The 21,366-nt window shown below is 73.5% G+C and carries 15 protein-coding genes and 2 pseudogenes; 12 read left to right on the forward strand and 5 right to left on the reverse strand.

What is annotated here, in order from left to right:
* Positions 1-40: 40 nt before the first annotated feature.
* A complete protein-coding gene (locus tag ACTT8P_RS18645) occupies positions 41-166 on the reverse strand; it encodes a lasso RiPP family leader peptide-containing protein (protein ID WP_442832784.1) in 126 nt (41 codons plus the stop codon).
* A gap of 231 nt (positions 167-397) precedes the next feature.
* Complete coding sequence (locus tag ACTT8P_RS18650) at positions 398-1,195, reverse strand: SDR family NAD(P)-dependent oxidoreductase (protein WP_442832785.1); 798 nt, start codon at positions 1,193-1,195, stop codon at positions 398-400.
* Between the two features lie 115 nt (positions 1,196-1,310).
* Between ACTT8P_RS18650 and ACTT8P_RS18655 the strand changes: the two genes are divergently transcribed.
* Positions 1,311-1,913, forward strand: a complete 603-nt coding sequence (locus ACTT8P_RS18655) for a TetR/AcrR family transcriptional regulator (RefSeq protein WP_442832786.1) — start codon at positions 1,311-1,313, stop codon at positions 1,911-1,913.
* A 39-nt stretch (positions 1,914-1,952) separates the two neighbouring features.
* The gene (locus tag ACTT8P_RS18660; protein WP_442832787.1) at positions 1,953-2,897 is read left to right on the forward strand and encodes an aldo/keto reductase; all 945 of its coding nucleotides are present in this window, start codon (positions 1,953-1,955) and stop codon (positions 2,895-2,897) included.
* Between the two features lie 31 nt (positions 2,898-2,928).
* Here ACTT8P_RS18660 and ACTT8P_RS18665 read toward each other — a convergent pair whose 3' ends face one another.
* Complete coding sequence (locus tag ACTT8P_RS18665; RefSeq protein ID WP_442832837.1) at positions 2,929-3,384, reverse strand: MarR family winged helix-turn-helix transcriptional regulator; 456 nt, start codon at positions 3,382-3,384, stop codon at positions 2,929-2,931.
* A gap of 209 nt (positions 3,385-3,593) precedes the next feature.
* Here ACTT8P_RS18665 and ACTT8P_RS18670 point away from each other — a divergent pair, with 209 nt between their 5' ends.
* From ACTT8P_RS18670 to ACTT8P_RS18705, 8 genes and pseudogenes are all read left to right on the forward strand, one after another.
* On the forward strand, positions 3,594-5,048 hold the full coding sequence (locus tag ACTT8P_RS18670; RefSeq protein ID WP_442832788.1) for an MFS transporter: 1,455 nt from the start codon (positions 3,594-3,596) through the stop codon (positions 5,046-5,048).
* Positions 5,049-5,192: 144 nt separating this feature from the next.
* Positions 5,193-5,393, forward strand: a complete 201-nt coding sequence (locus tag ACTT8P_RS18675; RefSeq protein WP_442832789.1) for a ferredoxin — start codon at positions 5,193-5,195, stop codon at positions 5,391-5,393.
* Positions 5,390-6,581, forward strand: a pseudogene (locus tag ACTT8P_RS18680) (NAD(P)/FAD-dependent oxidoreductase). Before ACTT8P_RS18675 ends, ACTT8P_RS18680 begins: the two are co-directional and overlap by 4 nt.
* Positions 6,582-6,635: 54 nt before the next feature.
* A pseudogene (locus ACTT8P_RS18685) lies at positions 6,636-7,872 on the forward strand (cytochrome P450).
* 120 nt (positions 7,873-7,992) lie between these two features.
* Complete coding sequence (locus ACTT8P_RS18690; RefSeq protein WP_442832790.1) at positions 7,993-9,456, forward strand: 4-hydroxyphenylacetate 3-hydroxylase family protein; 1,464 nt, start codon at positions 7,993-7,995, stop codon at positions 9,454-9,456.
* 178 nt (positions 9,457-9,634) lie between these two features.
* Complete coding sequence (locus tag ACTT8P_RS18695) at positions 9,635-11,458, forward strand: hypothetical protein (protein ID WP_442832791.1); 1,824 nt, start codon at positions 9,635-9,637, stop codon at positions 11,456-11,458.
* Positions 11,455-11,868 (forward strand): hypothetical protein, encoded by a 414-nt coding sequence (locus ACTT8P_RS18700; RefSeq protein WP_442832792.1) that lies wholly within the window; start codon positions 11,455-11,457, stop codon positions 11,866-11,868. Before ACTT8P_RS18695 ends, ACTT8P_RS18700 begins: the two co-directional genes overlap by 4 nt.
* 13 nt (positions 11,869-11,881) lie before the next feature.
* Positions 11,882-12,643: a hypothetical protein gene (locus ACTT8P_RS18705; protein ID WP_442832793.1), complete on the forward strand. Its 762-nt coding sequence runs from the start codon at positions 11,882-11,884 to the stop codon at positions 12,641-12,643.
* Between the two features lie 31 nt (positions 12,644-12,674).
* On the opposite strand, the gene ACTT8P_RS18710 is transcribed toward ACTT8P_RS18705, so the two are convergent.
* Together ACTT8P_RS18710 and ACTT8P_RS18715 are read right to left on the reverse strand one after the other, a co-directional pair.
* Positions 12,675-14,723 (reverse strand): galactosylceramidase, encoded by a 2,049-nt coding sequence (locus tag ACTT8P_RS18710; protein WP_442832794.1) that lies wholly within the window; start codon positions 14,721-14,723, stop codon positions 12,675-12,677.
* Between the two features lie 36 nt (positions 14,724-14,759).
* Complete coding sequence (locus ACTT8P_RS18715) at positions 14,760-17,264, reverse strand: MGH1-like glycoside hydrolase domain-containing protein (protein WP_442832795.1); 2,505 nt, start codon at positions 17,262-17,264, stop codon at positions 14,760-14,762.
* A 380-nt stretch (positions 17,265-17,644) separates the two neighbouring features.
* On the opposite strand from ACTT8P_RS18715, the gene ACTT8P_RS18720 reads away from it, so the two are divergent.
* Positions 17,645-18,880, forward strand: coding sequence for a glycosyltransferase (locus tag ACTT8P_RS18720; protein WP_442832796.1), 1,236 nt, complete (start codon positions 17,645-17,647; stop codon positions 18,878-18,880).
* A gap of 314 nt (positions 18,881-19,194) precedes the next feature.
* Complete coding sequence (gene helR / locus ACTT8P_RS18725) at positions 19,195-21,363, forward strand: RNA polymerase recycling motor ATPase HelR (protein ID WP_442832797.1); 2,169 nt, start codon at positions 19,195-19,197, stop codon at positions 21,361-21,363.
* Positions 21,364-21,366: the final 3 nt, after the last annotated feature.

Genomic DNA, 21,366 nt, shown 5'->3' on the forward strand with positions numbered 1-21,366 from the left:
CGGCGGACCTGTCCGCCGCCCGGCCCCCGCACCGTGGGGATCAGCAGCCCAGCCACCAGCACTCGCTGTACCGGTCCCAACCCCAGGTGCCCTCGTCCAGGGTGAGCTCCCGGAAGTCCCCGACCTCGACCAGGGCGGGAGGCTCGTACACCATGTCCTCACTCATGTCATTCACCTCCTCTCCGAATCCCGCGTGCTGCCCATGACTCGAGAGCCTTTCTGGGCAGGTACACGCAAATGTACGAACGCGCGCGTCCCGGGCGCCTGAGCGAACGGTCCCGGTCAAGTCCTGTTTCTGTCCTGGGACATGGACAGCCGGTGCGGCCGGCCGCAAGGATGGCCGGCGTCGCTGTGGACATCGGCCGGGCGGTCCCCGCGGGACGTCCCGCGGGGACCGTCACCGGGTGGCGGTCAGGGACCCCATGAGCAGGACCGCGCGCCGCCGGGTGACCGCCCGGCTCAGCGTCGCCATGACCCGGTTGGCCCGGCCGGAGACGACGCTCGGCGGCGGGGTGCGCCGGTCCAGGGCGCGCAGCGCGGTGGCCACCACCTCCTGCGGCGACTGGCGGCGGGCGCCGCCGCCCGCGGCGTCCGTGCCGACCACCTCGAAGAACTCGGTGCTGGTCGCACCCGGGGACAGCGCCAGCACACGCAGCCCGGTGCCGAGGGACTCCTGCCACAGCGCCTCGGTGAAGCTCAGCACGAACGCCTTGGCCGCCGCGTAGACGGCCATGTTGGGCGCGGGCAGATACGCCGCCATGCTCGCGACATTGATCAGCACCCCGTCACCGGCGGCCCGCAGCGGCTCGACGAACGCGCGGCTGATGTCGACCACGGCCGCCACGTCGACGGCGATCTCCCGCTGGAGACGCCCCGGGTCCTCGGTGTGGAACGGGCCGAAGGTGGCGAACCCCGCGTTGTTCACCACGCCCGTCACGGTCAGACCGCGCCGTGCCAGCTCCTCGGCCAGCGCCTGCCCCGGGAACGGCAGGCCGAGGTCGAGGGGGACGACGACGGCCCGCACCCCGTGCGCCGCCTCCAGTTCGGCGGCCAGTTCCGCCAGCCGTTCCCGGCGCCGGGCGACCAGGACGACATCGGAACCGCGCGCGGCGAGCTGCCGGGCGAACTCGGCTCCGATGCCGGCGCTGGCGCCGGTGATGAGGGTGGTCCGGTCGCGGTAATCCACGGCGTTCATGGCTGCTCCTCGCAGATGCGTACGGCCGCTGCTGCTCTGACTCTGGCACCCTAAGCCCAAACTGTCACTGAGTGCCAATACGGTACTGAGTGCAGAGGGCGGTAGGCTCAGGAGCATGAACGATCGCCAAAGCGGTCCCGGCGGGCTGCGGCAGCGCACCCGGCGGGCGGTGCGGGCCGAGATCGCCGCCACGGCGATGCGGCTCTTCCTGGAACACGGCTACGAAGCCACCACCATGGAGCAGATCGCCGGCGAGATCGGCATCTCCCGGCGTTCGCTGTTCCGGTACTTCGCCACGAAAGAGGACATCGTGCTCGGCGACCACGCCGAGAGCGGGCAGGTGCTGCGAGAGGCGCTCGAGGCCCGCCCGGCCCGGGAGACCCCCTGGGAGGCGCTCGGGGCGGCGCTCAAGGTGCTCGCCGCCTCCCTGCCGTACACCCCGGAGGGCCTGCTGCGGATCACGAGGATGCTGCACGCGTCGCCCGCCCTGCGGGCGCGGCAACTGGAGAAGCGGCAGCAGTGGACCGAACTGCTCGTGCCGGACATCGCCGCCCGGCTCGGCGACGCGGCCGACCCGATGACCCAGGTACGGGCCCGCGCGCTGGTCGCCTGCGCCCTGACCTGCTCCGACATCGCGACGGAGACCTGGGTCCGCAGCGACGGCACGGCCGACATCGAGCAGGTCTTCGACGAGGCGGTCGCCGCGGTGCGCCGGTAACCGGAATGATCCCTTCGGGGACCGGTGTTGTCGGGGAGTATGACCTCTCTGCATCGACTCGGCACCAGCGACCTGCACGTCTTCCCGCTCGCCCTGGGCGGCAACGTCTTCGGCTGGACGGCGGACGAGGACCAGTCCTTCGCGGTCCTGGACGCCTACACGGCCGCGGGCGGCAACTTCGTCGACACCGCCGACACCTACTCGGCGTGGGGCGAGGGCAACCGGGGCGGCGAGTCCGAGACCGTCATCGGCAAGTGGCTCGCGCGCCGCGGCAACCGCGCCGACGTCGTCCTCGCCACCAAGGTGGGCCGGCACCCCCAGTACATGGGGCTGCGCGCCGGCACCGTCAAGGCCGCGGCCGACGCCTCCCTGCGCCGCCTGGGCACCGACTTCATCGACCTGTACTACACCCACTTCGACGACCCGGAGGTGCCCGTCGAGGAGATCATCGGCGCGCTCGACGAACTGGTGCGGGCGGGCAAGGTCCGGCACATCGCCGCCTCCAACATCTGTGCCGAGCGGCTCCAGGAGTCCCTCGACTTCTCCGAACGCGAGGGCCTGGCCCGGTATGTGGCGCTCCAGCCGCACTACAACCTCGTCTCGCGCGACACCTACGAGGGCGGACTCCAGGACGTCGCCGAGCGGGCCGGCCTGGCCGCCGTTCCGTACTACGCGCTGGCGGCCGGCTTCCTGACCGGCAAGTACCGTCCCGGCGCCGCCGTGGACAGCGCGCGGGCCGCGGGCGCCGGCAAGCATCTGGAGACCGCGCGCGGACAGCGGGTCCTCGCCGCGCTCGACGAGGTCGCCCGGGCGCACGACGCCCCGGTCGCGACCGTCGCCCTGGCCTGGCTCGCCGCCCGGCCCACCGTGACCGCCCCGATCGCCTCGGCCCGCGCGGTGGCACAGCTGCCGGCCCTGCTCGGCGTGGCGGACCTGCGGCTGACCGACACGGAACTGACGGCGCTGACCCGGGCCTCGGCGTAACGGCAGAGCGGGCGGGCGGGGCGTACCGGCGTCAGGCCGGACGGTCCGGGGCGCCGGGATGTTCCGGTGCGCCGGGACGCGGCCAGGGCAGCCCGTGCAGCCGCTCGATGCCCGAGTTGAAGCGCTGGAGCAGGTCCGCGAAGGCGGCGATGTCCCGCTCCGGCCAGTCGTCCATGATCCGGTCCAGGCTGGCGACCAGGCCGGTGCGCTCCTCGTCCAGCCGCCGCTCGCCCTCCTCGGTGATGCGGAACTTGCGGGCCACGCCGCCGTCGGGATCGGGGATGCGCTCCACCAGGCCGGCCCGCATCGCGGCCGCCGTCTGCCGGTTGAGGGTGGAGGCGTCCAGCCCGAACGCGTCGCCGAGCTGCGCGATCGACATCGGTCCCTGCATCCGGATCCGGCTGAGCAGGATGTAAGCGCTGCGGTCCATCCGGTCGGCGCGCTGACCTTTGCTTTTGTGCAGATGCATATAACGGCTCAGCAGCATCTGCTCGAACTCCACTCGCGCCGTAGCCCGGTCCGCCCTGTTCACAAGCCTCTGCTCCGCCCTCTGCTCCGCACTGGACTCCCTCGGCCCCACTCGGCTCCATCATATGCAATCGACACATGATGTGGTAGATACATAGTCTATGTATGATGCATACGGCGTCTCGGTGGAGACGCCGTCACTCATCGAGGTTTCGCTAAGGAGCACCCATGGACGGCCCCCAGCCGACCGCCGCCCGCCCGGGCGGCGTCGTCGCCACCCTCGCCCTGGCCGGCACCGTCGCCGCGGTCATGCAGACGCTGGTGACCCCCCTGATCGCGGAGATGCCGCAGATCCTGCACACCAGCTCCTCGAACGCGGCCTGGGTGGTCACCGTCACCCTGCTCGTCGCGGGTGTCTGCGTGCCCGTCTCCGGCCGGCTCGGCGACCTGATCGGCAAGCGGCGGATGCTGCTGGTCTGCGCGGTGCCGCTGGTCGTCGGATCGGTGGTGTGCGCCCTGTCCTCGTCCGTCGTACCGATGATCGTCGGCCGCGGCCTGCAGGGCATGGGCATGGGCATGGTGCCGCTCGGCATCGCGCTGCTGCGCGACGTGGTCCCCAAGGAGAAGCTGTCCGGCTCCATCGCCCTGGTCAGCGCCTCCATGGGCATCGGCGGCGCCATCGGCCTGCCGCTGGCCGCCGCCGTCGCCCAGTACGCCAACTGGCGGGTGCTGTTCTGGGGTTCGGCCGGCCTCGCCCTGCTGATCGGCGTCCTGATCTTCGTCGTCGTCCCGGACGTCCCGGCCGGCGCCAAGGGGCAGCGCTTCGACGCGCCGGGCGCGGTCGGCCTCGCCATCGGCCTGGTCTCCCTGCTGCTGGCGATCTCCAAGGGCGGCGACTGGGGCTGGACCTCGGGCACCACCCTCGGCCTGTTCGCCCTCGCCGTCGTCGCGCTCGCCGTGTGGGGCTTCTACGAGCTGCGCACCCGCGAGCCGCTGGTCGACCTGCGCACCACCGCCCGTCCCCGGGTGCTGCTCACCAACGCGTCCTCGATCCTCATCGGCGTCGGCATGTACGCCTTCATGCTGATCGCGCCGCAGCTGCTCCAGTTCCCCGAGGCCACGGGCTACGGCCTGGGCCAGTCGATGCTGGCGGCGGGCCTGTACCTGGCGCCCGGCGGCGTGATGATGATGATCGTCTCCCCGCTCGGCGGCAAGCTCATCAACTCCCGCGGCCCCAAGTTCGCCCTGGTGCTCGGCGCGCTGGTGATAGCCGTCGGGTACGGCCTCGCCCTCCCGCTGATGGGCACCGCCTGGGGCCTGATGGTGGCCGGCATCGTGATCAACAGCGGTGTCGCGCTGGCCTACGGCGCCATGCCCGCCCTGATCATGAGCGCGGTCCCGCTCTCCGAGACGGCGGCGGCCAACGGCTTCAACGCCCTGATGCGCTCGCTCGGCACGACCATCGGCTCCGCGGTGATCGGTGTCGTCCTGGCCCAGATGACCGTCAGCATGGGCGGCCACACGCTCGCCTCGCAGGACGGCTTCCGCACGGGTCTGCTGATCGGCTGCGGGGTCGCGCTGGTGTCGGCCGCCGTGGCCTGTCTGATCCCCGCCCTGCGCGCGGACAGCGGTGCGGCCGCCGGCGAGGAGCTCCCGGCCGAGCCGGCGCCCACCCGCGCCTGACCGGCCCCGGGCGCCCGGGACTCGCCGGGCGCCCGACGCCGGCTCCCGGCATCGGGAATCCGTCAACTTTAAGTCAGGTGCTTGATGCGGCTCTCGCGGCCGTGCTTCGCTGCGACCTCGCCCCCCCCACACCGAGGAAGCACCGTGAAGATCACAGTCGACGAAGAGAAGTGCTGCGGCGCGGGCCAGTGCGTGCTGATCGCCCCCGAGGTCTTCGACCAGCGGGACGAGGACGGCATCGTGGTCCTGCTGGCCGACACGCCGCCCACCGAACGGCACGCCGCGGTCCGCGAGGCGGCCGGCGTCTGCCCGGCCGGTGCCATCCACCTGGACGAGACCGCGTGACCGCACCCGGGCACGTGCTGGTGGTCGGCGCCTCGGCGGCCGGCCTCGGCACCGCGGAGGCCCTGCGCCGCAAGGGCTTCGACGGCCGCCTCACTCTGGTCGGAGCCGAGTCCGAACCACCCTACGACCGGCCGCCGCTGTCCAAGCAGGTGCTCTCCGGCGCCTGGCAGCCCGCCCGCGCGGCTGCGCACACCGGAGCAACTGGCCGAGCTGGACGTCGAGTTCCGGCCGGGCGAGACGGCCGTCGCGCTGGACGCCGGCAACCGGAGCGTGCGCACCGCCTCCGGTGCGACGGTGCCGGCCGACGCGGTCGTGGTGGCCACCGGGGCCGCCCCACGCCGGCTGCCGGGCCAGGACGGTCTGCGCGGCGTCCACCTGCTGCGGACCCTCGCCGACGCGATGGCGCTGCGGTCCGCCCTGCGCACGGCGGGCCGCGTCGTGGTGCTGGGCGACGGCGTGCTCGGCGCGGAGACCGCCGCCACCGCCCGGCTCATGGGACGGGACGTCACCCTGGCCGGCCCGCAGCCGGCGCCGCTGACCGCCCAGTTGGGCCCGCTCGTCGCCGGACACCTCGCCGCCCTGCACACCGCCCACGGCGTCCGGCTGCGCACCGGCGTGCTGCCGGCCACCCTGCTGTCCCGCGCCGGCGCGGTCACCGGCGTGCGGTTCGACGACGGCACCCGGGCGGCGGCCGACGTGGTCGTGGTCGCGGTGGGCTGCGCGCCCCGTACCGACTGGCTGGCCGGCAGCGGCCTGACCCTGGACGACGGCGTGGTATGCGACGCGCGCTGCCGCGCCGCCGAAGGCGTCTGGGCGGTGGGCGACGTCGCCCGCTGGCACCACCTCGGCCTGGGCCGGCCGCTCCGCCTGGAGAACCGCACCAACGCCGCCGAGCAGGCCTCGGCCGTCGCCGCGAACATCCTCGGCGCCGAACTGCCCTACCTGCCGGTGCCGTACTTCTGGACCGACCAGTTCGACGTCAGGCTCCAGGTGTACGGCACGCCGTCCGCCGACGCCCCGGCCGAGGTCGTCGAGGGCGACCCCGCGCGGGGCCGCTTCGTGGTCCGCCACGAGGGGCCCCGCGGGCCGGTCGGCGTGCTCGGCTGGAAGATGCCCAAGCAGACCCGGCTGCACCGCGAGAGTCTCGTCGGTCACTTCACGAGGCCGCTGGAGCCGACCGGCCCCTGAGACACCCCGGCACTGCGCGCCGCCTCCCCTCCCCAGGTCCCGGAGATCCCCCACATGACGACCCGCCCCGACGCCACCGCCCCCGCGCCCATCCCCGACTTCCCGGCCCCCCGCTCCGCCGGCTGCCCCTTCGACCCGTCGCCCGGGATGCGCGCGCTCAGCGAGCACGGGCCGCTCACCCGGGTCCGCTCCTGGGGCGGCAGCACCCCCTGGGCGGTGACGGGCCACGCCGAGCAGAAGGCCCTGCTGTCCACCCCCGGCTGAGCGCCGACTTCTCGCACCCCGGCTTCCCCAGCCCCGTCGACCCCCGGCACAGCCACGCGGGCGGCTCGCCCGACCTGAGCTTCGTGGGCATGGACGACCCCGAACACGCCCGGCTGCGCCGCATGGTCAGCGGCGCCTTCACCATCAGACGCGTCGAGGCGCTGCGTCCGTCCGTGCAGCGCATGACCGACACCCTCATCGACCGGATGCTGGCCGGACCCCGGCCCGCCGACCTGGTCCAGGCCCTCGCGCTGCCGCTGCCCTCCCTCGTCATCTCCGAACTCCTCGGCGTGCCCTACGCGGACCACGACTTCTTCCAGACCAACAGCAGGACCCTGGTCTCCACCGTCGCGACCGGCGAACAGCGGCACACCGCCCACACCGCGCTCTCGGAGTACCTCGCGGACCTGCTGGCCCGGAAGACCGCCGAACCCGGCGACGACCTGCTCTCCGGGCTGGCACAGCGGGTCGGGACCGGCGAACTGACCCGCCGCGAGGCGGCCGGCCTGGGCGTCCTGCTGCTGCTCGGCGGTCACGAGACCACCGCCAACATGATCAGCCTCGGCACCCTGCTGCTGCTCCAGCACCCCGACCAGCTCGCCGTCGTCCGCGACACCGACGACCCCCGGGTCGTCGCCGCCGCCGTCGAGGAACTCCTGCGCCACCTCAGCATCGTGCACCTCGGCCGGCGCCGCACCGCGCTGGCGGACATCGAGATCGCCGGCCGCACCATCGCGGCCGGCGAGGGCGTCATCCTGCTCGGCGAACTCGCCAACCGCGACCCGCGCGTCTTCCCGGACCCCGACACCGCCTCGACCTCACCCGCGACGCCCGCCGCCACCAGGCGTTCGGCGGCGGCCCGCACCACTGCGTCGGCCAGCCGCTGGCCCGGCTCGAACTCCAGGTCCTCTACCCCGCCCTGTTCCGCCGCGTCCCCGCCCTGCGCGCGGCGGCACCGGTCGCGGACCTGCCGTTCAAGTACGACGCGGTGATCTACGGACTGCACGCGCTGCCCGTCACCTGGTGACCGCGCTCCGTTCACCGCCCCGGTGAACCGGGCATGCCCTGGGCGAGTCCGCCGCAGCCGAAGGCCGGGAATCCGATCCGCCGATTCCCGGCACCAGGCCCCGCGACCGAGGAGGCCCGCATGATCCGTACCGGCCAGCAGTACAAGGAATCCCTCTCTCCCGACCGGCAGATCTGGATCGACGGCGAACGCGTCAAGGACGTCACCCGGCACCCCCAGTTCGCCCCGATCGTCGGCATCCGCGCCCGGATCCACGACCTCGCGCACGAGGCCGCCACCCAGGACGTCATGTCCTACCCCGACCCGGCGAGCGGCGAACGGCACAGCGTCGCCGACAAACCGCCGCTCACCCAGCGGGACTGGCACGACAAACGCGCCGCCGTCGACACCGTGCTCGACGCGGCGCGCGGCGTCGTCACCCGGGTCGGCGACGAGACGGTCGGCGAGATGTGGTCGCTGCTCGACGGCCGGGAGGTCCTCGACGCGCTGGACCCGCGGTTCTCCGGGAACATCCGGCGCCACCTGGCCCGTTCGGCCACCGCGGACCTGTTCCACGTGTCGGCCGACACCGACCCCAAGGGCGACCGGTCCAAACACCCGCGGGACCAGGACCCCGACCTGCTGCTGAGGGTGGTCCGCGAGACCGACAGCGGCATCGTGGTGCGCGGCGCCAAGTACGAGACCGCGGCGGCCTACGCCAACCAGGCGTTCGTCAAACCGGCCGTCGCCGACTGGGGCGGCACCCAGTTCTCCGAGTACGCCACCGGGTTCATCGTCGACATGAACGCCAAGGGCCTGAAGTTCCTCTGCCGCACCGGGTTCGCCGGCCGCGGCAAGGCCGACGACTACCCGCTGTCCCACCGCGTCGACGAGATCGACACCCTGGTGGTCTTCGACGACGTCGAGATCCCCTGGCAGGACGTGCTGTTCCACCGGCACACCGAGGCCGCCGCCCTGATCCGCGCCACCCTGCACCGCTACTCCGCGCTGCCCTTCACCCACCGCACCCTGCGGCTGGCCGACCTGATGATCGGCGCCGCGCTGTGGAACGTACGGCAGACCGGGCTGGAACGCCGGCCGGCCGTGCAGGAGAAACTGGCCCGGCTGGCCTGCTACCGCGAGGGCGTCAACGCCCATCTGACCGCGGCCATAGCGATGGGCACGACGTCGCCCGGCGGGCTGTTCATGCCCGACCAGTCCCTGCTGCACACCGGCCGGGTGCTGGCCTGCGCCCAGTTGCCGGACATGATGCACCTGGCCCGGGAACTGTGCGGCGGCCAGATCTGCGTCACCCCGGACTCGGCGAGCTTCGCCGACCCCGAGGCCGGCGGCTGGCTGCGGAAGTTCTACTCGATCAACGACGACTGGGTCGCCGAGGACCGCCGCAAACTGCTCGCCTTCGCCCGTGACCTGCTCAACTCCGACTACGCCGGGCACCGGCTCACCTTCCAGCTCTTCGCCCAGGGCCCGCCCTTCGCCCAACTGGACGCCGTCTACCGCGCCTTCGACTGGAGCGGCCCGCTGGACCTGGTCCGCGACGCCGCGGGGCTGTCCGACCGGGTGCGCGGCGCGCAGGCGGGCTGACCGGCCCGGCCGCCCGGCACCGGTGGACCGGGACACCTGTGCCGGGAAACGCGCCCTGTCCAGCCGCTTCCCCCGTCTTCACTCCATCGAGCGACGCCGGGGCAATGGGCGGCCCCCGGCGCGGTGCGCACAGTAGCTTCCCCAGTCATCCAGCCGACGGACGACCAGGGGGAGCCACGTGCCGGACGTCAGCCTTCCGGACCACCGCTACAGCCGCACCGAGGCCACCCGCCTGCTGTGCGCCGGGGTCCACCAGGACCCCGGCTTCCGGCGCCGGGTCGTCGACGAACTCGTCGGGCACCGGGAACGGCCGGTCGCCCTGCCCAACGGTGTCGACGTGCTCCCGGTGCTGGCCCACGCCCTGCTGGTCAGCCGGCAGGAGACCCGCACCGCCCTGCTCATGCTCGCCGTCTGGGCCGCGTTCGCGCTGTCCGACGTGATCATGTTCTGGGACAGCCTCTCCGACCGGTGGGGCGACGGCGCCGACGTCGGCTTCGGTGACGTCCTCACCGCCTTCTTCCAGGGCGACGACCGGCTCACCGGAGGACTGCCGCTGCCCTGGTTCCTGTTCTACGCGCTGACCGCGCTCGGACTGTGGCTGGCCCACACGGTCAGCGGCAAGGGCGCCACCGCGCGGGCCGCCGGACGGCCCGACCCGGTCGCCAAGGCCGCCGACGGCGCCGGCTCCCTGCTGACCCTGCTGGCCGCCGGCTTCGCGCTCTTCTACTGGTACTGGTACCTGTCCCGGCTGCTCGACGGCGCGGCCCAGACGCCCTACCCGGCGCTGTTCCCGCTGGCCCTCGCCGTGGTCGCCTGGTCGCACCAGAGCGCGCAGCGCGCCGCCCTGTGCCGCTGGCTGTCCCGGTGGACGTTCGCCGCCGCCCGGCAGCCCGGCCTGCCCGCCGGAACCCTGTTCGAGGGCGTGCGGGACGACATCCGGCGCGAGCAGGAGGCGTTCCTCACGCTGTACGACGACGACAGCCCCTTCGTCGGGCTGGGCGTGCGCGGCACCCCCTGGTCGTTCGCCATGGAACTGCGCGAACGGCCGGCGGCCGACGGCGGTCTGCCGCGCCAGCGGACCGGGCCGCTCACCGCCCGGACCGCCCTCGACCTGATCGAGCCCCAGCTGACCGGGCTGCGCGAGTCCGCCGCCCGCACCGGCAAGGACCGCCTGCGCGACGTGGAGGTCGACCGGGTGGTCTACCTCCCCGGCGGAGTGGGCCGCGCCGAGGAACTGGCGACCGGCGGTGTCTGCGGCCTCCCCGACCCCGGCCCCGATCCCGGCCCCGGGACCGGCGGCTCCGACCGCCGTGGTCTGCGCGTGTACGACCCCGGCCAGGTCGCCGCACACCTCGGTGAGGCCGTCGACGAGGGCGGCGAGGGCCGCCGGGTGTTCCTGCGCATCCGCGTCGGCGCCTGGCGGGAACAGGTGGTCGTCACCGTCCTGGTCCGGGTGCACACCCAGGGTCGGATGCTGGTCCTGGAGGTCGAGCCCTACGTCCTCGGCCCGGTGCGCAAGGACTTCCGGGCGGTGGACGCCTTCGTCGAGCGGCTCCCCGAGGCGTGGCCGCGGGCCGCGCTGCGGGCCCTGCGGCACGCGCCGACGATCGGCGTCGACGCCGCCGTCGGTGCCCTCGGCACCCTGCGCGGCACCCGCTCCGCCCGGTCCGGCGGCGAGCCGCTGCCCGACGTGCCGCGCGTCTCCCTGCGCGCGCTGGCGTCGACGAAGCGGCTGTCGGTGTTCCAGGAGATGGACGCCACCCGCTATGTGAAGACCATTCAGGAACGCATCGTCAACGGGGTCCGCGAAGCCCTCAAGGCACACGGCTACCGCACCGAGGAGTTCGAGCAGCACGTCTACCAGCTCAGCGGCGGCAGCGTCTTCGTCGGGGCCATGTCCGGCGGCGCGATCGCCACCGGCGGCCACGGCAGCGCGACCCACACGGACAACGGCGCCGCGCCCACCGGGCCGGCCAGGAACCAAGGAGAGCCCACCGCATGACGGACCACGGACCGGACACCCCCGACCCCCGCACCGCGAGCGCCTCGGGCAGCGTCAGTATCGGCGCCATGAGCGGCGGCTCCGTCGCCACCGGCGCGCACGGCTCGGCGACCTCGCACAACACCACCGGCGCCGCCCCCGACGCGCGGCACGCGGAACTCCTCGACGCCATCCGGGAACTGCGCGCGGCGCTGCCGGACGCCGCCGACCGCACCGACGAGGACACCTCGCTCGACCGGGAACTGGCCGACGCGGCGGCGGAGATCGCGCACACCGGCGCCGCGGCACCGGCCCGGCTCACCCGGCTGCTCGCCGGTGTCCGCGGCTGGCTGGGCGGGCAGGCCGCCGCCGCGGGCGCGGTCGCCTCGGCCACCGCGGTGGTCCAGGGCATCGCGCAGCTCATCAACTGAAGGGACGGCCACGATGAGGGTGTTCGAGACCGAACGACAGGAGTGGGCCGGCTCGCACCGCGAACGCCTCTTCGACCCCGAGCGCTACCTCGACCTGCCACGGCAGCGGACACTCCGCCGGTACACGGCGCTGGTCCTCACCGTCTGCGGGCTGTCCTTCGGTGTCTGGGCCCTCGGCTGGAAGAACGAGCCCGTGCCGTACGTGCCGCCCGCCCAGGAGACCCCGGCCGCCGCGGGCACGTCCCCCGGCGCCACCGAGGACGGTGCGCCGGGGGAGTCGTCGCTGCCCGCCGGCTTCGCCCCGTACGACGACCCGGAGGGCTTCCGCACCGCCCTGCCGGCCGGCTGGGACCGCGCGAACCGCTCCTCGCAGTACGGCATCGACGTCGTCGACTTCCGCGACCCGTCCGGCCCCCGCCGCCTCCAGGTGTTCCAGCTGGCGGAGGACTCCCCGTACGCCTCCGTGGCGGACGCCCAGCAGGACAGTCTGAAACTGGACGGATACCAGGAGATCCACCTCCAGTACGCGTCCAACCCCACCGGCGGAGAGGCCGCCGAGCACGAGTACACGACGGACGAACTGACCGGCGAACCCGCCACCGGCTCCGGCCACCACGTCATCGACCACCGCTTCGCGGCCGCCGACGGACAGAACTACGCCCTCGTCGCCTACGGTTCCGCAGCGGACGGTCTGGAGGACGAACGCGAACTCCTCGACACGGCTCGGGCCTGGTTCTGCCCACCGGGCACCGAATGCCCGGCCCCCACGGCGTGACGGGCAGGGCATCCGGCGGTCCGGCGTCCTGCTACGGAGTGACCGTGAGGTCGTCGAACTCGGACGTGGTGTAGGAGTCGAGGGCCAGTCCGATCTGGCCGTGGCCGTAGGTGGCATCGGTGACCCGGGCGACCTCGGCGCCGTCGATACGGGCCGTGATCGTGTCGCCCGAGAAGCCGAGGGACAGCCGGTGCCAGGTGTCCGCCCCGGGGCCGGGCAGGCTGCCGCTCGCCAGGATCCGGGTGGTCCGGTCGGGGGCGAGGACCTTCAGGGACCAGCTGCCGTCGGCCGACAGGTCGAGGTAGTAGCCCTGCCAGACGTTGACGCGGCCGGTGCCGACGTTGTTGACCTGGTTCACGACCCGGCCGAGCAGCGACGCCGTGCCGGTGCCGTCGATGAGGGTTCTGGCGGACACGGTGTAGTCGGTCCACCGGCTGTCGCCGGTCAGGGTGAGCGGACTGGCCACCCGGGACCACTTGGTGGGCTCGGTCGTGACGACCTGCCGCAGACACCTTCCGGTGCCCCGGGAACCGGCGGCGGCCGCCGGCGCCGGCGTGCAGCGGGCCGCCTCGAACGCGCCCTCCATGTCGGAGAGGTACCGGGCGGTGTCCGTCGTCCGGTAGGAGTCGAAGGTGTCGCGGTAGGGGAGCGTCATCGTGCGGGCGGCGGGCGCCTTGTCGGCCGCCGTGCCCTTGCCGCCCGGCACGGTGGTGAGCGTGGTGACGGTGCCCGGTGCCAGGGTCACCGAGTGGGCGCCCTTCGCGTCCGGACGGACGTCCGGGCCGCGCACGAACCAGTCGGCGGGGTCGGTGGACTCCAGCGTGGTCGACCAGCGGTGCAGCGCGCCGCGCGGCAGCCGCCCGGTGGGCGTGACGGAGACACTCTGCGCCTCGGTCGCGCCGGTGGTCTCGAACACCGTCGTGTACTGCGGATCAGGCCCCGGCGAGCGCAGGGTGACGTACGTGCCGCCGCCGTCCAGGTAGCCGCTCGCGGAGTCGACGTAGCGCCAGCCGGGCCGGGTGAACTGCGCGGTCTGGGCGATGGTCCACAGCGTCGGGCCCAGCTCGTAGTGCCCGGTCCACGGCTCGTTCGCCTGGAGCAGGCCGCTGTCCTGCATCTGCACGGTCGGGTACCAGGCGTACACGGCGGGCCAGTTGATGAACGCGGTGATGCGGGAGTCCACGTACTCGTGGTTCATCTCGGCGGCCAGCCGGGTGGCGCCGGTGAGGTAGTTGTTCCAGCCCGACTCGCTCGCGAACAGCGGTTTGCCGAGGTCCAGGGCGTCCTGGGAGCTGGAGCAGTGCACGGCGGAGCACGGGTAGTGGATGCCGACCACGTCCGTGGCGGCGTCGAAGGCGGGGTCCTGCGCCATGTCGGTGGCCACGTCCCACCCGGCGTTGTCGGCGGCCACCACCTTGACGTCGCCGTGACCGCTGCGGACCAGGGCCTTCTTGAGGTCGCCGTACCAGGCGGCGTCCCAGCCCTTCTCGTTCCAGCCGCCGAGGTAGTCGATGTCCAGGCCGTGCCGGTCGGCGCAGCCCAGCCACTCGGTCAGGTAGGCAACGTTGTCAGCGGACCAGAAGCCGCCCTCGAACCAGCCCGGGGCGCCCCAGGCGAGGCCGTAGAAGTCGATCCGCGGATTGCGCTTTTGCGCCTCCTTCATCAGCCACCACTCGTAGCCCCGGTCGCAGTCCACCTTGTCCGGGGTGCGCATGTGGCTGGGCTCGGCGCCGTTGCTGGAGTTGGTGTCGGCGCCGATCTCCACCTTCAGGATCTGGAGCGAGGCGCCGTAGCCGGGCTTGAAGAGGTAGTCGAGGATCTGACCGCGCTGCGGCTCGGGGTAGTCGACCAGCAGCCGTGAGGTGCCGCCGCCACCGCTGATGGCACCGATCCCGTCGAAGACCCGGCCGGTGCCGGCGCCGTCCACGGTGATCGGCTGGACGGGGGTGGTGCCGGTGCCGGCGTGCGCGGCGGCCGGTGTCACGGCGGCCAGACAGGCCAGCAGCAGCGCGCAGACGGCGCGTCCGGCGCGGCTGCCGGACCACCACCGTCCTGGGCTGCGGGAGGAAGTTCTGCTCATGCGGCTCTCTCCTTGCTGTTCAGCGGGTGCGGGGTGTCACAGGTCGACATGGGTGCGGCCGGCGGGCACCTGCCGGGCGCGGGGGCGGCCGTCCGTGCCGAAGACCTCGACCCGGACCGGACCGCCGGCGGTGATGTCGAAGGAGGCGCCCGCCCCGCGGAGCAGGAAGTCGCGGACCGCGACCCGGGCGCCCGTGGCCCGGAAGACGGTCCGGCCGTCGCGGACCAGCGTGGTGCGGTGCGGTCCGGCGGAGACGGAGTAGGTGTGACCACGCAGGACAACGTTGTCGACGGTGTTGGTGCCGGGCAGTCCCAGGGAGCCGAACAGCAGCGCCGCGGGGTCGCCGTCCCAGGGGTTGTCGGAGAGCAGCTCGTGCAGGCCCTGCACGGCCATCGCGTTCGACCAGGAGTAGGTGCGCCACGCGGTGTCGACGGCGGACGACATCACCCGCTGGCCGGGTTCCGGGTCGAAGGACTCGGGAAACCAGCCCTCGGCGTCCCAGGCGTCCAGGTACATCGCGGTGCTGCGGGCGGCGAACCGCCCGGCGGCGTCGTCGAACCCGTACCGTTTGACGCCGTCGTACACCGTGAAGTTCATCGGCGGCCACGCCGCGCCCTGCCACTGCTCGGGGGCGGAGTTCTCGCCGTACCGCTCGAAGAACTTGAAGTGCTCGGAGTCCGGGTGCACCGGGCCGCCGGCGCAGTAGGCCGGGTCGTCGCGGGCGACGCTGGGGATGACGTACTGGCCCCAGAACTCGTCCTCGTTCAGCAGGTGTTCCTCGACCAGCACCCGGGCCCGCTCGCGGGTGGCGAGGCCGGCGAAGAGCGGGTAGAAGACGGTCGGGGTGACGGTCTCCTGCCAGGTCCCGTCGAGGTAGCGGCTCAGGTACAGGCCCTTGCCCGGGTGCCACAGCCGGGCGTTGAGCAGCCGTTTGACGGTGGCGTGCTGGGCGGCGAACCGCTCCGCGTCCCGGGGCCGGCCCAGCACCCGGGCCATCTTCGCCAGGGTCTCGGACAGCAGCGCGTAGTACGAGTTGAGCGCCACGTCGGTGAGGTCGGTGTTGTCCCGGCTGTCGCCGCTGCCGCCCTGTTTGGCGATCCGGTGGTAGTCGGCGTAGACGGGGCTGTCGTCCAGGCCGAGGTGGTTGCCCCGGCCGCCGACGCGGTCCCCGAAGTAGGGGCTCTCCAGCAGCCCGTCCCGGTCGGTGTCCCATTCGGGCAGCAGGTCGTGGAAGGTGACCAGCGCCGGGTACGCCTGCTCAAGCACGGTGCGGTCGCCGAGCTTGGTGTACAGCCGCCACACCGCGTACGCGTGCATCGGCCCGGCGTTCTGCTGGTCGTAGCGCGGCCCGCGCAGCGGGACTTGGTTGGGCGGGGCGGGCGCGTCGAAGACGTCCGTCTCGTGCTGGACGGCGAGCGGGTGGCTGACTAGCGCGGCCTCCACGCAGTCGAACGCCGAGTCCCAGCCGGTGAACAGGCCGCCCCCGCCGCCCCATCCCCACATGACGTAGTTGCGGTGGTTGACCTTGTCGTAGTTGGTGTTCAGGGACAACGCGTCGCGTACGGCGTCCGCCGCCCGGCCCACCGGTCCGGAGCCGGTCAGATGGTGGCCGCGCACCCGGGCCTCGGCGGCGGCGAGGGTCCGCTCGATGTCATGCGCCTCCGGTGCGTCACCCTGCGGGGGCCGGGCGGCGACGCGGGCGGAGAAGGTGAGTGTCTGCCCCTTGGCGAGCCGGTGGACGAGCCCGGCGACGGCGTCGCCCGGTGTGCCGGTGCCGCCCGTCGCGACCGCCGTCAGGTCGGCGGCCGAGGCGTAACAGCCCGCGCTGTCGGCCGGTTCGGTGGGGGAGAGCCGGACATGGCCTCTGCGGCCGCTGTCGGTCAGCCCGGCCGCGCTGCCGGTCACCTCCCGGCCGTCCAGCGCGAAGGACGCCGGCTCGCCCCAGGGGGTGCCCAGTTCGAGGACGACGGTGGTGTCGCCGTCGAGCGCGGTGACGGCCCCCACCAGCCCGGCGCCGTCCACGGTACGGGCGTACCGCACCCGTACCGTGCGCTTCTCCTCCTGGACCCGCGCGTGCTTCTGCTCAAGTTGCGGCAGTTTCACCACGGCGTCGGCGACCGCGCTCTCGGACCACTGCCCGGGGTGCGCGAGCACCTCGCGCAGCGCCTCCAGATGGGCGGGCAGCACGGTGCGGTCGTCGGTGCTGACCCGGACCTCCTTGTAGCCGCCGTCCGGGGTCATGGGGCCGATGCGCCACAGGTGGTTGGTCATCTTCTCCCGGACGAGCTCGCCCTGCGCGGTGAGCAGACCCACGCGGAGCGCGAACCGCGACTCGCCCTCCGCGACGAACAGCGCGCCGGTCCAGTCCTGTTCCCGCACGCCGGGCATGGCGAACGGGCGTTGCACGGTGGGGTACGGCAGGGTCGCCGCCGCCGGTCCCGGCTCGGCGGCGGCCGCCGGGGCGGCGCTCCCGGTCAGTGCGAGCGCCGGGCCGGCGACACCGGTCGCGCCGACGGTCGCGAGGAAGCCGCGTCTGGGCATCTGATGGTGTGTCACGTAGTGGCAGCCCTTCTTCACGAGTTCACGAGTTCACGAAGTGGTTCGGATCGTCGTGCGGGGCCCGGTGACCGCTACAGATCAGGTTCGACATATCGAACGGCAATCGGTATGTCGGTCATCCGGCCAGAGGCGAGTATGAACGACCCAGGCGGGCTGTCAAGGCTTCCGGATCAACTCGACGCAGCCGAAACATGCATGGCGCACGGAAAGGGCGCTGCGGAGTCATTGCAGAACGGCGGGGGGAGATACCCGCTCCCCGCCACTCTTAACCTATAGCGCATCGGGGGGCTTGCGGCAAGGCCCCCGTCGTGCCGCACAATGACCGGCCTGAGCCCAGGACCAGCGAAAACGGGAGTCGCCGAGTGCGTGTGTTGTTGTCGACGTATGGATCGCGGGGAGACGTCGAACCGCTGGTGGCGCTCGCCCTGGCGGTGCGGGACCTGGGCGCCGAGGCGCTGGTGTGCGCGCCGCCGGACGAGGACTTCGCGCGGCGGCTGGCCGCCGCCGGAGTACCGCTGGTGCCGGTCGGCCCGTCGGCCCGCGCGCTGACCACGGCGGCGCCGGCGCCGGCCACCCTGCCCGAGCGGGCGGCCGCGGTGATCGCCGCCCAGTTCGAGGTGGTCACCGCGGCGGCGGCGGACTGCGACGTGCTGGTGGCGACCGGCATGATGCCGGCCGCGGCCGGCGCGCTGTCGGTGGCCGAGAAACTCGGCATCCGCTCGGTGTCCGTCACCTTCCAGCAGCTCACCCTGCCGTCGCCGCTGCGCCGGCCGCTGGCGTACGCGGGCCGGCCCTTCCCGCCGGACGTCACCGACCACCGGACGCTGTGGGACCTGGACGCCGAGAACATCGACGCGCTGTTCGGGGAGGCGCTCGACGCGAGCCGGACGCGCCACGGCCTGCCCCCGGTCAACGGCGTCCGCGACTACGTCGTCGGCGACCGGCCGTGGCTGGCGACCGACCCGGTGCTGGACCCGTGGCAGGGCACCGGGGACCTCGGCGTCGTACAGACCGGCGCCTGGCTCGCGCCCGACGTCCGGCCGCTCCCGGCGGGGCTGACGGCGTTCCTGGACGCCGGTGCGCCACCGGTGTACGTCGGCTTCGGCAGCATGCCGCTGCACGCGGCGCCGGACGCCGCCCGGGTGGCCGTCGAGGCGGTCCGGGCCCAGGGGCGCCGGGTGGTGCTGGGCGGCGGCTGGGCCGGACTGACCCCGGCCGACGACCGGGACGACTGCTTCCTAGTCGGCGAGGCCGACCACCGGGCGCTGTTCGGCCGGGTGGCCGCCGTCGTGCACCACGGCGGCGCGGGCACCACGACCACCGCCGCGCGGGCCGGCGCGCCCCAGGTGGTGGTACCCCAGGCCGTGGACCAGCCGTACTGGGCGGGCCGCGTCGCCGGTCTCGGCATCGGCGCCGCACACGACGGCCCGACCCCGACCCTCGCCTCCCTGTCGGCCGCACTCGAAACGGCCCTCGCCCCCGAGACCGCCGCGCGAGCGAGGGCGGTCGCGGCCAGGGTCCGCACCGACGGCGCGACGACGGCCGCGAGGCTGCTGCTCGACCCGGGCGGCGCGGACCTGCGGGCCGGGGCCGGGTGAAACCTTGGCGTCGGGGCGTCGGGGCGTCGGGGCGTCGGGGCGTCGGGGCTCGGGGTGTCGGGGCGTCGGGGCGTCGGGGTGTCGGGTTGCCCGGTCGCTGGGCCGGTGGACCATCGAGCCACCGGGCCAGCCGGACCAGTAAGCACCCGAGCCACCGAGCCACCGAGCCACCGAACCGCCGAATCATCGATCCACCGATCCACCGATCACCGATCCACCGATCCACTGATCTACTAAGCCGGACCCCGCAGGCCCCGGCAGCCCCGCCACGCGCCCTGGTCGTGAGCGACCGACACATCGGAGCTGAGACAACCGTGAACCCCCTGACCACCAGCGCGTTCGACCTCCCCGACCGGCTCGCCGCCAAGGCCGACCCGGCGCTGATCGCCGCCGACGAGCGGCACTTCGCGGCACTCGCCGACTGCCTGGAGCAGTCGATCACCGAGCTGTCCGGCCGGCTCGCCGAAGCCCGCCGGGCCCCCGGAGGGCTGGGCCGGCACGCGATGGACCGGGACGCGGAGATCCACCGGCTGACCTCCCGGCTGCGTGCCCTGCGCCGCTTCGGCCTCGACCTGTGCCTCGGCCGCATGGTCGGCGCGGACAGCCCCGACCCGGTGTACGTCGGACGGCTCGGCCTCACCGACAGCACCGGACGCCGGCTGCTGGTCGACTGGCGATCCCCGGCCGCCGAGCCGTTCTTCGGCGCCACCCACGCCCATCCGATGGGGCTGACCAGCCGCCGCCGGTACCGCTGGACCGGCGGCCGGATCCGCGACTACTGGGACGAGGTGTTCGCCCCCGACGGGTTCGACGGCCACGCCGCGCTCGACGACCAGTCCGCCTTCATCGCCAGCCTCGGCTCCACCCGGTCGCCCCGGATGCGGGACGTGCTCGGCACCATCCAGGCCGACCAGGACGCCGTCATCCGGGCGGGTTCCCGCGGCACTCTCGTCGTCGACGGCGGTCCGGGCACCGGCAAGACCGTCGTCGCCCTGCACCGCGCCGCCTACCTCGTCTACTCCGACCCGCGGCTGGGCCACCGCCGCGGCGGTGTGCTGTTCGTCGGTCCGCACCGGCCCTACCTCGCCTACGTCTCCGACGTCCTGCCCAGCCTCGGAGAGGAGGGCGTGCAGACCTGCGTCCTGCGGGACCTGGTCGCCGAGGGCGCCACGGCGGGCGTGGAGGCCGACCCGGAGGTGGCCCGGCTGAAGTCGTCCGCCGGCCTGGTGAAGGCGATCGAGACGGCCGTCCGGTTCTACGAGGAGCCGCCCGCCGAGGGGATGACGGTCACCACCCACTGGTCCGACATCGCGCTGAGTGCCGACGAATGGGCCGTCGCCTTCGAGGCGGCCGCCCCCGGCACCCCGCACAACGAGGCCCGCGACCAGGTCTGGGAGGAACTGCTCACCATCCTCGTCGACAAGCACGAGTCAGACGCACCGGAGGAGCTGCTGCGCAGGTCGCTCAACCGGAACCGGGAGCTGCGCACGGCCTTCGACCGCGCCTGGCCCCTGCTGGAGGCCGCCGACCTGGTCGGCGACCTGTGGACGGTCCCCGCCTATCTGCGGCTGTGCGCCCCCTGGCTGGACCGGGACGAGGTGCGCGGGCTCCAGCGCGCCGACCCGGCCGCCTGGACGGTGTCCGACCTGCCGCTGCTGGACGCGGCCCGGCAGCGGCTCGGCGACCCGGAGGCGGCGCGCAAGCGGCGCCGGGACCGGGCCACCCTGGCCGCCCAGCGCGAACGCATGGACCGGGTCGTCGACAACCTGATCTCGGCGGTGGCCGACTCCGGCGCCGACGGGGACGACGGCGAGGGCCTGGTCACGATGTTGCGCGGCCAGGACGCCCAGGTCAGCCTGGTCGACGAGGCCGAACTGGCCGCCGTCGAACCGGACCTGCTGGCCGGACCGTTCGCCCACGTCGTCGTCGACGAGGCGCAGGAGCTGACCGACGCCGAGTGGCAGATGCTGCTGGTGCGCTGCCCCTCGCGCAGCTTCACCGTGGTCGGGGACCGCGCCCAGGCCCGGCACGGGTTCACCGAGTCGTGGCGGGAACGGCTCGAACGCATCGGGCTGGACCGGATCAGCATGGCCTCCCTCACCATCAACTACCGGACGCCGGAAGAGATCATGGCGGAGGCCGCGCCGGTCATCCGGGCCGCGCTCCCGGACGCCAATGTGCCGACCTCGGTGCGCAGCGGCGGCGTCCCCGTCGTGCACGGCGCCACCGCGGACCTGGACACGGTCCTCGGCGACTGGCTCGCCGCGCACGACGAGGGCACCGCCTGCGTCATCGGCGCCCCGGCGTTCCGGTCCACCTCCCGGGTCCGCTCGCTCACCCCCGAACTGGCCAAGGGTCTCGAATTCGACCTGGTCGTCCTCGTCGACCCGGACCGGTTCGGCGAGGGCGTCGAAGGCGCCGTCGACCGCTATGTGGCGATGACCCGCGCGACCCGGCAGCTCGTCGTCCTCACCGGCTGCTGACCG

Source organism: Streptomyces sp. JW3 (assembly GCF_052216785.1).
Classification (GTDB): Bacteria; Actinomycetota; Actinomycetes; order Streptomycetales; family Streptomycetaceae; genus Streptomyces.

Excerpts from the sequence above, each read along its gene's own strand:
- ACTT8P_RS18645 (WP_442832784.1), bottom strand. The coding sequence starts at position 166 with ATGAGTGAGGACATGGTGTACGAGCCTCCCGCCCTGGTCGAGGTCGGG.
- ACTT8P_RS18650 (WP_442832785.1), bottom strand. The coding sequence starts at position 1,195 with ATGAACGCCGTGGATTACCGCGACCGGACCACCCTCATCACCGGCGCC.
- ACTT8P_RS18655 (WP_442832786.1), top strand. The coding sequence starts at position 1,311 with ATGAACGATCGCCAAAGCGGTCCCGGCGGGCTGCGGCAGCGCACCCGG.
- ACTT8P_RS18660 (WP_442832787.1), top strand. The coding sequence starts at position 1,953 with ATGACCTCTCTGCATCGACTCGGCACCAGCGACCTGCACGTCTTCCCG.
- ACTT8P_RS18665 (WP_442832837.1), bottom strand. The coding sequence starts at position 3,384 with ATGCTGCTGAGCCGTTATATGCATCTGCACAAAAGCAAAGGTCAGCGC.
- ACTT8P_RS18670 (WP_442832788.1), top strand. The coding sequence starts at position 3,594 with ATGGACGGCCCCCAGCCGACCGCCGCCCGCCCGGGCGGCGTCGTCGCC.
- ACTT8P_RS18690 (WP_442832790.1), top strand. The coding sequence starts at position 7,993 with ATGATCCGTACCGGCCAGCAGTACAAGGAATCCCTCTCTCCCGACCGG.
- ACTT8P_RS18700 (WP_442832792.1), top strand. The coding sequence starts at position 11,455 with ATGACGGACCACGGACCGGACACCCCCGACCCCCGCACCGCGAGCGCC.
- ACTT8P_RS18705 (WP_442832793.1), top strand. The coding sequence starts at position 11,882 with ATGAGGGTGTTCGAGACCGAACGACAGGAGTGGGCCGGCTCGCACCGC.
- ACTT8P_RS18710 (WP_442832794.1), bottom strand. The coding sequence starts at position 14,723 with ATGAGCAGAACTTCCTCCCGCAGCCCAGGACGGTGGTGGTCCGGCAGC.
- ACTT8P_RS18715 (WP_442832795.1), bottom strand. The coding sequence starts at position 17,264 with ATGCCCAGACGCGGCTTCCTCGCGACCGTCGGCGCGACCGGTGTCGCC.